The sequence below is a fragment of the Agrobacterium cavarae genome, assembly GCF_004310285.1.
GTDB lineage: Bacteria > Pseudomonadota > Alphaproteobacteria > Rhizobiales > Rhizobiaceae > Agrobacterium > Agrobacterium cavarae.
The window spans coordinates 362,006-375,111 of sequence record NZ_SISF01000023.1 but is presented as its reverse complement, the minus strand read 5'-3'; the positions used below and the strand labels follow the sequence as shown (position 1 = coordinate 375,111).

Here is a 13,106-nt window from a genome sequence, read left to right as displayed (position 1 = left end):
AGCTAGGAAGTTTATCCATACCAAGCTGCTCTGAGCCGGTGGAGAAATTACGCTAGTGCGAGGTTTCAAGCCACGGTCGCTCTACGTGTAGGTGCTTCGTACACGAGAACCACAGATGTTTCTTTTCCCGCGCGGGTGCAGAAAAAGAGTTCACAATCGCACATGGTCTCCCTTGGGAAGGTGAAGACACATTCGATGACTACTGCCGATAAAACCCGAAAAGCCAAGGACCAGCAACGCTCGACAATCGCTGGTCCTCCATCCGGTTTACGCCGCTTCCCAGACTTGGTTCAATATCTTCGCTGCAAGAGCTGCCTTGTCCTGCGGAAGGAAGCGTCCATAGTGCTGCTGAACCATCTCCGGTGTATCCTGGATAGCATAGCTTGCCTGCTCGTAAGACCCGGTGAGTTTTAAAATGTGCGTCGCCAATACGTCCCGAACATTGTGGGGGCCGTGAGGCAAGAGGCCCTTAATCGCCCCACGTCCGGTGTATGGGTTATAGATGCCGTAACGTTGTATGATGAGACGCCAGGCTTCATAGAACGTCGTTTGATTGTAGGCGGCATCAGCACTCGAAAGTTTGACCGTTTTTATGAAGAAAGTGCCAGGATCAGTGGCCTGCCCGAGCAAAACCTTCCGATGACGTTCGATGTATGCGTTGATGTAGTGATAAAGATCGAGCAAGTCTGGCAGGATCAGCCTGAACGGCTTCGATCCGAAGAAAGAGGAATTTGCATTCTTAAACGCTACAGACGGGATCAAGACCTCCCACCCGTTCTCTCGGTCGTTCCAGCGAATTTCTCCGCGCCGCATTTCTTCCAGTCGACGTTCCGAAGTCGGGAAGTGTCCCCGTGGGCAGAACATCAGTTGCCGAAGGTTCTTCTGTCGGAGACCCAGATGCAGCCCGAGGCGCAACATCAGAAATGATCGAACGGATTCTGCGGCCGCTCTCGGGTAACGATCCTTATCCGGCATTCGAAGAAGTATCTCATCCGTAATCTTCCGATACTCAGCAAGAGGGCTTGGTGCCTCCAGCACACACATGATTGGCTCGAACGGGTCCCTGTGGACTCGCATCACTCGCTGAATTTCCCTGATGCGGTTCCTTGCATGAGAATGAAAAGCGTCGCAGCAGGCATGCCAATCACGTCGTGCGAAGGCAATCTCCTCTTTCGTAACCAGGCCAGTCACCGGCACCACACGCTCGATAAGTTCAGGATGCTGCCTGATCCATCCAGTTTCTTCGCGGGTAAGCGACAGGGCAATGCTGAGCATGTCAGCCTCCCAAGCAGTGTAAAACCCCCGTCGTCTCTCGCGCCATTGTAAATACCAATCCCAAATGCCAGGGAAAACAAGTAGACCAAACGTCAAAGCATTTAACGGTACCCCCCGTTCAGCGACTTCGCCCTCGGGTGAAGCAGCGAGTGCGCCAAACATGAGACCCAAGTGCTCAAGTTTCTGGGATGCCGTTTCTTCACCCCACACACCGTTTCGTTTGAATCCGACAGCAGTCAGGGTCGCGGTTTTGAAGGACATCAGATTAGCCATTTCATACGCTAGATGCGTCGGCGCGTCGATCACCCCGGAAAGCATATCAGGGTCTTCCAGTTCGTCCTTGGATTCTTTGACTACCTTACCGGCTGATGTCATCGGTTTGTGAGAGCCGCCATAGGTCACGCCAGGAAATCGGATCGCATATCGTTGTCGCGTCGCGAGTGCCTGATAACGACGATAGTCAGTCGCACCGGTTAGAATAACTCGCCTTACCCATTCTAGTATTTCCGCACGCTTTTCTTCTGGCAATGAGTTGAAGTCATCCGGCAGATGCCAAGCCAAACGCCGACGCTCCGCAGGAGAAATATCGTTACCGACATCATATCCGACCCCGGCACGAGACTGGTGGGGAAGCTTTTCTTTGAAATAATTTTGCGGCAGGCGGTATCGACGTTCGATCCGATTGAGAATTTCCAGGCTGGACACGCTGCGCGGCACTTTCGTCCCTTTCAGCCAGCTCAACAAGGTGCCTGCCTCAAGGGCATCGCCCTCTCGGAATATCGCTCGATGGAGATGGTAGTAGGTCTCACCAAAACGGTCGATGTGAAACTGGAGCGCGGCTTGGAAGGAAACGGGCTCTTCGTAACTCTCGAAAAGCGGTTCGGGAAACTCCTCGATGGGTTTAGGTTTCGGCCCAGGGCGCGATTTCCTATTTGGATCAACTGCTTTTCGATCAACCTTTCGTACTCCGGCCCTCACCGCACCGTTTTGTGGCTTCCGTTTATTGCTGATGATCGTGCGTTTGGCGATTTGAGGCCTGGATTGATCGAGCCAACGGACGATTGCATCAAACCCGTACTGTGCAACGCGCCGCAGCTTTTCTGAGGTACGGCCGAGTCCGCAGATTACTGATACTTCGCTCCAGTCGACATGCCTGCCGAACATTGGAGGAGGCACTTTGTCGTCAACCAGGCCAATCATATATTCTGACAAAGCCTGAAGTTGCTCTGAGTTTGTGAGGGGTGCTAGCTTCATCTCGCAGAAGCTTGCGATCTTTCGCCGAAAGACGACAGCTGATTGATCTATGCTCATTCAGGTTACCGTTCCAGATGATAGCCCAGCCCGGGGGCGGCTTGCTAAGGGAACGAGCTTAATCAAATCTAAACGACATGAACGCGAGGTTGACCCGGTGAACGCGTTCACCGGCGTGCTTTGCAGACTTTGGCATATCCGAAGTTCTTCTGGATAACTTCAGGTTGAGATTTCGTTTAGAAAAACTTTTCTGGTAATACTTGTGGCTGACTTCAATCAGGAGAAGGTCACTGACGATGCCCAAGAATATCCTCATATTCTCTGACGGTACCGGACAAGCAGGTGGCCTGTTGCCCGATGAGCGACGCAGCAACGTTTACAAATTGTTTCGAGCGACAAGATGTGGGCCAGACTCTGCGATCAACCCAGATCAACAAGTCGCATTTTACGACGCGGGCCTTGGATCGGCGTCAGATGCCGATGACATCAAAATCGGCCCTCTGCGAAGAATCTACAACGTTCTCTCTCAAGCGACTGGCCTCGGAATTACGAAGAACATTGTCGATTGCTATACATTCATTCTTCAGTCGTGGGAGCCGGGCGACAGGGTATTCCTATTCGGATTTAGCCGTGGTGCTTACACTGCTCGATGCGTAGGAGGCGTGCTAGGCCTATGTGGTGTCCCAGCGACGATGGAAGATGGGGAAACACCGTTCTACCGCGACCCGAAGACGGCCCGCCAAGTTGCTAAAGAAGCAATCAAAAACGTGTACCAACACGGAGCCGGACGCCGCGACAACCGGTTAGACGCCCAGCGTAGAGAGCTAGCGGGAAAATTCCGCAGCAAATATAACTCCACAGATGCGACGGGTCAGGCTAATGTCGTACCGTATTTCATAGGCGTTTGGGACACCGTCGGCGCATTGGGTGTCAACGCGATCCAGCAAGCAATAATCATCATTGTGGCGGCGATAGTCGTACTTGGGCTCGGAGCGTTAGTTTGGGCGTTGATGCCTTGGCCAATTAACCCTTTCACGTGGTTGTTCTCTGTGCTTGCATTCAGTGCGGCTGCTGGTGTTGCCTGGTATGCAGCAACGCACTTGAAATGGGCAACCGGGCTCAGTGATCCTTGGTGGAGAACCATCCATCTGACCGGCTGGCGGATGAAATTTTATGATACCTTCCTCAATCCCAGAGTCGCCTTCGCTAAACATGCCCTTTCAATAGATGAGAACCGGGCAAAGTTTGAGCGTGTAGCTTGGACACCCCAGTCTACTGATGTGGCTGGAAAGGCGGATGCATGGTTTGAGCAGGTCTGGTTCGCTGGCGTACACTCCGATATCGGCGGAAGCTATCTCGAAACGGAGTCCCGGCTTTCGGACATTGCCTTGGCCTGGATGGTGGATAGGGCCACGAATGTGCCAAATCCGATAACGTTCGATCAAACATGGCTCCACCTCCACCCATCTAGTGCGGGCATCCAGCATGACGAGATCAAGTCCGGGTGGCTTCCATGGAAGTCATGCGTTCGGCCAATTCCGCCGAATGCACCGATCCATCCGAGCGTGGTAGAGAGGTTTAAGTTGCCGAGCGTCATCCATTATGATGAGACAAAGCCTTACCGGCCGGAGGGGCTGCGTAACCACCACGCGGTCAAGCCGTTCTACTTAGGAGAGGTGCAAGCTAAACCAGATGCCAATGCACCCATTGCGAAATTGTAGACAGCGAATTATTGCAAGCTGGCCAATTAGTTGTGACCTTGCCCCCAAGTTTTATCCAGTTTTGAGTTCGCTCCAGCGGTTTTGGGTTGCTGTATTTGGGGCGGTAGCGGCGGGGTGCGGTGCGGAGCCATTTCGGCTGCGCAGCACCGCATCGCGTCGCGGGTTTATTGTCTAAGCGAACTCGGCGGGTGTCAGCCAGCCGAGGCCAGAGTGTGGGCGGTGATCGTTGTAATCGTAGCGCCAGTTTGAAAGCGCTGATCGAGCATGAGCCAGCGACGAGAAGAGAGTCTCATTCAGGAACTCGTCTCGCAGCCGCCCATTAAAGCTTTCGATGAAGGCGTTCTGGATCGGTTTGCCCGGTGCGATGTAGTGCCATTCCACCTTGGTCCGATCCGTCCATTGCAGGATTGTGTTACTGGTGAACTCGCTACCATTGTCGCTGACGATCATCTTCGGTTTGCCTCGTCGCTCGATGATCCGGTCCAGCTCACGGGCAACCCGCAGGCCGGAAAGGGATGTATCGGCGACAAGGCCCAGACACTCCCTGGTGCAATCGTCGACTACCGTAAGCACCCGGAACCTGCGACCATCGGTGAGCTGATCCGACACGAAGTCCAGTGACCAGCGATCATTGGCGGCAAGCGGGATCAGCATCGGTGCTCGTGTGCCTATCGCTCGTTTCCGACCGCCGCGCTTGCGCACCGTCAGCTTCTCTTCCCGATAGAGCCGGAAGAGCCGCTTGTGGTTCACAAGGTGACCCTCACGCCTGAGCAGCACATGAAGGCGTCGATATCCAAAGCGGCGGCGTTCATGCGCCAGCGCCTTCATCCGCTCGCGAAGGTCATGGTCATCGCTGCGCCTGGTTTCGTAACGGATCGTCATCCGGCAAAAGCCGATGCCCGCCCGCCTCATGCTCCTTCAGAATGCCGATGATCTGTTCGTCTGTAAAACGGTTGCGCTTCATTCCCTGGTCCTTTCAATGGGCCAGAGCCTACTTCAAAATGGATTAGTTCAACGGGGCAAGGTCACATGCCGTCGTCACCGACGGTCTGATAGACCGGAGCTAGTGCCTTCAGTACAATTTCTTTCTGAAGCTTGGACACGGGCATTCATTAACTCCAAACCAACGGCTGTATCGCGTACTTAGAGACGCCCTTGGTGATGCTGCCTATGCAGTCGACAACCATTCGCACCTCGTCACCGATTTCCGCAGACCACCAAGTCTTCAAAAATCGGACAGCCGTTCATGCAGGAGGATTGATGCCCACAACCAGCACAACGGTTCGAGCTGAAATAGTCCCGAAAGGATTTCATATTCGGCGAATTTTTCCAGATGTCCGCTAAGGTGTTTTCAGCCGTTATTTTATCGCCAGCTGCAAGTCCGCTTTGGAACGAGCATGGGTGAACTTGCATGTCCTCCGACACATAGAGCGAGAACCTTCCGGCATCGCATGCATCGACAACTGTCGAGCTTGTTTTAGTGCGGGCAAATACCCCACTCACGCAGCAAGCGTCGAATCCAATCTTGAGCTTGCATTCCTTCGAGGTCGCCAGTTGGAAAAACTCATCGAGGCGTTCGCTGTTTCGAAGCAACTTAGCCTCGAACACCTTCCGGCCGGATGGCTTGTAGTTCAGAAACACGAGAGCGTTGATGCCTTTCAGGAAGTCGGGCGGCTCTGTCATCCACTGGATAGCGGTATCGACACTACTTGCATCCAGGATGTAGTGAATGTTTGTCTTTATTCCGAAGGCGGCCAGAAGCCGGATCGTGAACGTCGTCTCGTCGTAAGGCGGATACGCTGAGACGGCGACCGCGCCACAGAACGATTTGGTCGCTTCCAAAATATCGTCGGTCAGCCCTCTGCCATTGGTAGTATAATTTGGCACGATTCCGCGCTCGCGGGTGTACCGGAGTATTTCTATAAAATCAGGATGCTGGTTGGGATTGCCACCGCCAAGCGCGACTTGAAAAGTCCCCATTTGAGCAGCGGCATCGATCACGCTCTTATAATCATTGAGCTTCATGTGATGCCCAGACTTTGTGGAACTCTTGTAACAGAAAGCGCAGCCTTTATCGCACCAATTTGTGATCGATATGTCCATGAGTTCTGGACCATGCGGCGACCAGAAGGGCTCAGGCTTGCCCTTGTCTTCGACGCGAGCAAAGAAACCGGTCTTCGCGTTGAAAAACGTTGAGTAACCTTCGTTCTGGTAACGGTTCATCCGAAGCATGGAAATCACCAGTAGCTGGGGTAAGCGTTGATGAACATCTTGTCCGTGTCGATCTCGAACATCTCCATGCAAAGGATCGACTCAGCCAATGCGCCGTCACTGCTTAAGCCGCCACGAATAACGGGTTTGCCGTCCTTAAGAGCAATTGCGACACGTTCCAGGACCTCTGGGGTTAGATCGAAATCACGGCTTGAAGAAGCCTGAGCAATGTCTTCAATTCGCTCACCGCGCTCAATCGAACTGTTCAGCTCCTCAAACATGGACACGAAAAGTTCGCTCAACGGCCCCTCATTTGAAGCGCCGATAGCTTCAAGGAAATTTTCCTTGGTAAATTCCTGGTCGGAAATGTAGATGAATGAAGTCGATGAACTGTTTGACACGAAGTCCATTTTAATTTTCACGTCCGGCTCTCCACTTTTCCAAGACTTCCAGTACCGTGTCGAGATAGGTTCCGCCTTGAAAATCATCGACCATTTGCGGAAGGTCGGTGATACGAAATATGTGAGTTTGGTCCAAGTCGGCTTCCTCAAAGCGCTCACCGTGGACCATAGCAAGGTAGCAACGAAGAGTGGGGTACTCTACGCAGTAGTATCGACGATATCCTTCTTTGAGATCGAGCGATCCCACAAAAAACGCATCATAAACATTCTTGGTAAGCTGCGCGGCAAGGCCGCCCGGCTTCACTGAAAGAATATCAAGAAACTCCGATAGCGATGGCGGCGTGGGAAATGGCAGAAATAATTTCGCTTCCTTCACTTGGACACTCCCACAAACGCATCGATTGATTTTGCAAAAGTTGAAATATTCGACGAACGAGCGTTCTCGACAAACGCGAAGCAACCCGCGTTTTTACCCCGCCCCTTGATCTGTTCCAGTTCGGATTTAATTTCAAACCGCAGACCGTGATCGGCTAAGAACGCGAGCTGTATAACAAAGATCAAATAAGGGTCCTCGCCGTCTGTAGGTGTCGGGTATTCCAACCAGGCGTTTAGAAAGTCTTTGATCGGGTCACCTTCCCAACTTCTAACAGACGCCCGAGTTCTGAACATAGTGAGCAGCAAGTTCTCTGCATCTGGATCGTCAAGTGAATTGATGTGCTCGACAAGCAGACGTCTATTTAGCAGGCGGTCGGACCTGCCACTGTTAAAAAGGAAGACCGCAAGGCTCGCGACAACCTCCTTGTCACCGCTGACATCAAGATACTCGATTACACGTTTGACATCGTCTTCAGTCTGAAATTCGTGAGGCAAAGTCGCTATTGCGTAAGAATAATGGGAATCAAACTTTTTGGCATCCTCGCATTGTCTCAGAATTAGAGCGTCGTCCGACTGTCGCGCAATCAGATAGACGTACTTAAAAACGCCTTCGTAGATTGGAAGCGGCTCTAAGTTAGCAAAGACACTGCAAAATGCTGAGAAGTCGGTTTTCGCCAAATCTTTCGCGAGATACGTGGCAATTATAAAGTCTCGAAGTTCGTCATAGGTGAAGGAAATCGTCTCATCGAGCATCGTTTCCAAGGTCTTTTCTGACGGCTCTCGCCTCAGGATGATATCCTCCGAGACAAGGCGCTCTACGATCTCTTGTTGCTCGGCCGTGTAACCGCCAATGTTTATATTGTAGAAGCAATTATCGGAAAGCATTTGCTGTGCGATCCGATACAGCGACGGTAGAAGTTCCTTCTTCAAATGCTTCGGAAAGCTCTCTGCCTTGCGAAGAAGGTAATCCTGGTACAGCTGAATTTTGTAGATATCCGAGATATGGCCTTTGTCTTTCCCTTCATTCAGATCGCAGAAAATCCTCATCATGAGTAGGTCGCTTTTCAGAAAGCTTTCTGCATGACTGGAAAGCTCAACCTTTATCTGAAAGTGCTTTAAGTAGGAGCGAAGCATCCTGCGAAGGCTATCGTCCGACATCTCCGCCTTCAGGTCTTCAATCCGCAGAATGGAATCAGAAAATGGCTCGCTCAAAAGAGATGAAAACTTGCTGTCAAAAAACTCTGTTCGACAGGTGATGATCGTTTTGATGAATTCGAACTGACAGGTAGCGTTGAGGAAATCGGAAAGCTCTGACAGGAAACTATCGAGTTCCTTTACCTCATTGATTCCGTCAATCGCGATGATAAACGGCTTATTGATACCCTTCGAGACCCGGTTGAACAGGTCCAGGACGTCGTAGACGTTGTCGCACTTTGGCAAGTATCTGTTCTGCGAAATGAAAGAGAAAATTCGATTGGGATGGGGATACTTGTTCAATTCTCGCGCTGGAATGAAAACCGTCGGGATTTCGAACTTCGCGAACTGGTTTTCGACAAGATCGCAGATGAAATTGGTCTTACCCTGTCCAGCTACGCTCGTGATTAGGAGAATCTTGGATTCAGCCTGCTTTATCAGGCGAAGTGCCTCGATGTAGGTCCACTCTGCATGGCTCGCCATCCCCTCGGTCTTGAGCTTCAAAAGGTACTGCATCGCTTTCTTTTCGGGCGCAACAACCGGTCTGGATTTGCGATTCTTCGGTGAGTGCCCGAAAGGATTGACGCGCTCGATTTCCAAGTCGATAAGCGCCTTCCGGTCCTCTAGATGCTTACCAACGTCTTCAATCGAACGAGGAAAGTCATTGTCGGCCAGGGGGACGATGGCGGAAGTCAGCGGCGGGAGATCAATTTTCACCAGCTGCTTGTTCAGATACGAATAATCGACCTTGCGAAGCTCATCTTCTATTTTCCGTCCAAAGAAAGTAGGGTGACCAAAAATCCGGGTCGTTTCCTTGGATTTTGTTGGTTCAACATATATCGATGGAATATATTTTTTTGTTTTTTTCTCAATCTCGATCTTCGAGTTGCTGAAATGAAGGAAGCCTTCAAGGTCGTTCTGGAAGCGATTGTAATCACTGTACCGCTCGAATTCTGCAGTCAGCGCCTCATGCAATGATCTCAACGTCCCGACGGAAGCGCTCGCGATCTTCGCCATCAGGTCAGTGTAGTCGATGACGTGAGCATTTACATCAAACGTAATCCGGTGCTTTTCAATTTCTTCCAATAGAGCTTTGGAAGAATATGACCCCTGCTTTTCGGTGATGACCAGGATGTACAGCTCGTCGAATAACGCCTCAAGCTTATGCTCACGAAATTTCTCAAGCGTATGGATTATTTTCGAGCTGCTTCCATCCGACGTTATCTGGAACGACAGCTTTCTGACGATGCTTCCCAAGTCGACCGAAGGAAAGTTCGCTTTGATCAGGTTTTGATTCTTCAAGTCAGGACAATCGAAAATGATCGAAAGGATCGGGATGAAGAAATTTTCGGCGATCTTATTGATGTCAAAATGATCGCAGGCATTATTACATTTGATGTCCACAACCAGATGGGTAAAATATCGCTTTATCTGGTCGAGATATTCCTGGCTATTCATGTTGGGAGCGTCCGAGTTAACTATCACATGCTACTGGAGTTGGAAGCAGTCGCCAATCCTCCAAGAATTTGTTTCTACAACTTTTGCGATGATGAACGGTGAAAGCACGACATCGGCCTTTCCACCAATATCCTGAGAAATCGATGGCCCCAAATTAGTCCACTTAGCCATTATCGTTCTTGATAGACAACCGCGAAGGTCGCGTAATTTTCATCAAGGTCGATCTCGTTGTAGTGCTCGCGGATGCGCCAACCAAAGACCGTTAACGGAATGGTGCACGCTGCAAGCAGGCTCGTTGGTTGCCTAGCTGTGACGTCAGAATGCCTCCCAATATAGGTTCATACCTCCATAGGAGTCGCGGGCGTGCCGGTGCCAAGCAGACTGCATCATGAAGTGAGGCAATTTTAACGTGAAAACAATTGCCGACCTGTACGACGGAAGTGACCACGCACCACTTAGGGCGCATCCCGTTCGAGGCGAGCTATAATTATGTCTGATGCAAACGCTCTGTATCAATTTCTTCGCAGTTTTCGTCCTTCTTATGTGAACGATGCGATTGGGGATAAACCGACCATCGCAAAGGAATTTGCGAATGTCTTGGGATACGACAGCTCAGAGGTTCTTGAAGACACTGATGGTTTCATCATCGACTACTGGTTTTCATTAAACGAAGACGCCGACCCTTGGATCGCTTTACAGTTCCTCACGCTTGGCAACCGGCGGTCGTACCATTGGGAGTTTGAGACTTCCCTTGAAACGAATGGCCAGAAGATCATCGCCCTTGGGCATGACGTCATTGCAATATCGAAAGGCCAACGATTTACGTTTTACGGACTGGCTGAACTCACGCTTGAGCAGTCCCAGGAGATTTTTCAAATCGTGAGCCGCGCGGAGCAGCCTCCGCCACTGATATTCAAGAGGGAGTGTCTGCAAACGCTAATCAAAGCAGTTGAATCTGCGAAGACGACGAAGGAAAAAGGAGACGCGATGGAGGAACTCGCACAGTTCGTCATCGATGACATTCCCGCAGTCACTGTTGAGTACACCAATTTGAGAACCCGCAGCAGCGAGATCGACATCGTAGCGAAATACGATCCTTCGGAAAGCTCGATCCCGATTTTTGGCACTGATCGATACATCCTTGTGGAATGCAAGAATTGGCACAAGCCGGTCACGTCCAGTGTAGTGAGAGATGTCTTCGGCAAGATGGAAAACACGAATTGTAGAACGGGGATTTTGTTCAGTAAGACCGGCATCACAGGTCGGGCAAAATACCGGGAAGCCGAGCGGGAAATACATACAAAGTTTGTCAGGAGTGGATCAGCTCTTTTGGTCGTCTCGTTGGACGACGTCAAGAAGGTTAACTCCGGGAAAGATTTGGTGCGCGTCCTTGAGGAAAGATTTGCAGAGCTAACGTTGGATTTCTCCAAACCCGGTACGGTTGGGTCTTAGCGAGTTCAGGCGTTGCCTCCGATCCCTGGCAGCCGTTCCCTCATGTTGGCGCGAAGTATGTTGCTACCGCTTGGAGCATTTCCACTGCTATTACGATCCAAGTCCGACGTCTCAGAAGCTTCTGCTGATCTATACTCTCCTGGAAACGACGGTCTTCCAGCCCGTATTGAGCCAAGGTGGCGACCCCCTGCCCTATAAGCGAGTACCAGCGAACGCACCCATCGTTAAGGAACAAGATTCGCTGCGATGTTGCCCCCTTGCTTGCAGAGCAGAATTTACCAATTTGGGATGGGGCCCGTTTACGCCGAACGAGGAAATGTCGGTCGCGAACTCTTACTTTCTGCGGGCCGACATACTGGACACTTTGGCTATCGACCCGACACCATTTGAGACAGCGAAGATCAGGCTATCAGGACCTGAGAAGCGCATAAAATTCGCAGGTCGACGCTTCAGTATCATTATTTATTGAACGATGGATTCACCGCGCGAAAATAGAAATAATGGCCGTCTAACGTCCCCTCCGCTTGCACCGGTGCCCAACCTGAAAGGTGGTACAATTCGAAGTCCTCAACCAATCCCAAAGCCCTTCGAGCATCGTCTGAAAGGTGCAACCGTTGAAGATCGAACGAACCGCAGTCGGCATTATCATACGTCATACCGAAACCGGCTTCGCCCATAATACGGAAAAACTCGTAGACGTTTCGTGCCGCCTTGGGAGGGGTCCATGTTTCATTGTCACGTAAGTAGCCAGCTTCATCGGCAAGCCGCTCAACCTTCCGCCTGTCTTCCGCAGACGTGTTTTCGAAGCTAATGGCGTATGTGCGGGAGCCGTTGCTCCAAAGTGGCTTTAGAACCAGCTTACTGGACATTTCGAGTCAATCCTTTGGGCACAATCACATCCGTTCGGGTTCAAAGCTCGATCACGAAACCATGACGATACCCGTTTTTGCCACGTTCATGCCGATAGCCGAGCGGGTTGCAGATCACCCGCGTGTGCCCTTCGACGTAGTCTTGGAACTGATGAATGTGGCCATGAATCCAGATATCAGGTCGCCCGTTCTGGATTACATCAGCGAGATCGCTGGCGAAAGCAGCGTTGGTGGCGTCACCCTGGTATTGTTTCAGCAATGATCGTGGAGACGGCGCATGATGCGTTAGAACCACGGTCTTTTCGGTCCAGGACTTTGTCATTTCACCAGAGATAAATGTCCTGCTCTCTAAATGCCTGGCGATGATCTCGCGGCTTGTGATGAGCCGAGGCATTCCTTCACGAAACGGAGGCGAGCCATAGATTTCGCGGAAATCGAGCATGCTTCTTCGGCAGAAGTACACGGCGGCCTCGGCACGATCAGGAAGCGGCAACTCATCGTTGAGGCCCCACGGGACCTGATAGTCAGTCCAGAGCGTCGCGCCGATGATCCTGACATGACCGATTTCGAGCGTTTCGTTTTCCAGTACATGGATGTTGCATTCGCTCGTGGATTCGCGCGCTGCCGACAGAGCACCGTCGATGGTGTTCCCATAATAGTCGTGGTTCCCAAGAACAACGACGACCGGAATCGTTGGAGCGATCCGCCGTTTCAGAAATTCGATGCCGAATGCGAGGAAACCAGAAATGTCGCCTGCGCAGACGCAGATATCGGCTTGAGGGATGTCAATTTCGGCAGTCATATCGGCGTGCGTAACGTGCATGTCACTGATGATCCATGCTTTCATGGCTGTAACCTTCAAGGATGTGAGGGAAATGGGCGAGCGGGATGCAGACGCA

The 13,106-nt window shown here is 51.4% G+C and carries 9 protein-coding genes and 1 pseudogene; 2 read left to right on the top strand and 8 right to left on the bottom strand.

Annotated elements, in window-relative coordinates:
- Positions 1-267 precede the first annotated feature (267 nt).
- Positions 268-2,586: a hypothetical protein gene (locus tag EYC79_RS04795; protein WP_130977299.1), complete on the bottom strand. Its 2,319-nt coding sequence runs from the start codon at positions 2,584-2,586 to the stop codon at positions 268-270.
- Positions 2,587-2,822: 236 nt separating this feature from the next.
- On the opposite strand from EYC79_RS04795, the gene EYC79_RS04790 reads away from it, so the two are divergent.
- Positions 2,823-4,247, top strand: a complete 1,425-nt coding sequence (locus EYC79_RS04790) for a DUF2235 domain-containing protein (RefSeq protein WP_205654307.1) — start codon at positions 2,823-2,825, stop codon at positions 4,245-4,247.
- 51 nt (positions 4,248-4,298) lie between these two features.
- Here the strand turns inward: EYC79_RS04790 and EYC79_RS04785 are convergent.
- The 5 genes and pseudogenes from EYC79_RS04785 to EYC79_RS04765 form a co-directional block, all read right to left on the bottom strand.
- Positions 4,299-5,162 (bottom strand): annotated as a pseudogene (locus EYC79_RS04785) (IS3 family transposase); the annotation flags it as partial.
- A 282-nt stretch (positions 5,163-5,444) separates the two neighbouring features.
- Positions 5,445-6,479 (bottom strand): radical SAM/SPASM domain-containing protein, encoded by a 1,035-nt coding sequence (locus EYC79_RS04780; RefSeq protein ID WP_130977298.1) that lies wholly within the window; start codon positions 6,477-6,479, stop codon positions 5,445-5,447.
- A 5-nt stretch (positions 6,480-6,484) separates the two neighbouring features.
- Positions 6,485-6,880, bottom strand: a complete 396-nt coding sequence (locus EYC79_RS04775; protein WP_130977297.1) for a hypothetical protein — start codon at positions 6,878-6,880, stop codon at positions 6,485-6,487.
- Positions 6,870-7,235, bottom strand: a complete 366-nt coding sequence (locus EYC79_RS04770) for a hypothetical protein (protein ID WP_130977296.1) — start codon at positions 7,233-7,235, stop codon at positions 6,870-6,872. The genes EYC79_RS04775 and EYC79_RS04770 overlap by 11 nt, the downstream gene beginning before the upstream one ends.
- Positions 7,232-9,886, bottom strand: coding sequence for an SMEK domain-containing protein (locus EYC79_RS04765; RefSeq protein ID WP_130977295.1), 2,655 nt, complete (start codon positions 9,884-9,886; stop codon positions 7,232-7,234). The genes EYC79_RS04770 and EYC79_RS04765 overlap by 4 nt, the downstream gene beginning before the upstream one ends.
- 489 nt (positions 9,887-10,375) lie before the next feature.
- Here EYC79_RS04765 and EYC79_RS04760 point away from each other — a divergent pair, with 489 nt between their 5' ends.
- A complete protein-coding gene (locus EYC79_RS04760; protein ID WP_130977294.1) occupies positions 10,376-11,338 on the top strand; it encodes a restriction endonuclease in 963 nt (320 codons plus the stop codon).
- Between the two features lie 458 nt (positions 11,339-11,796).
- Here the strand turns inward: EYC79_RS04760 and EYC79_RS04755 are convergent, their stop codons facing one another.
- Both EYC79_RS04755 and EYC79_RS04750 read right to left on the bottom strand, forming a co-directional pair.
- Entirely contained in the window at positions 11,797-12,207 is a 411-nt protein-coding gene (locus EYC79_RS04755; protein ID WP_130977293.1) for a hypothetical protein, read from the bottom strand.
- Positions 12,208-12,247: 40 nt separating this feature from the next.
- Positions 12,248-13,054: a metallophosphoesterase gene (locus EYC79_RS04750; RefSeq protein WP_130977292.1), complete on the bottom strand. Its 807-nt coding sequence runs from the start codon at positions 13,052-13,054 to the stop codon at positions 12,248-12,250.
- Positions 13,055-13,106 lie beyond the last annotated feature (52 nt).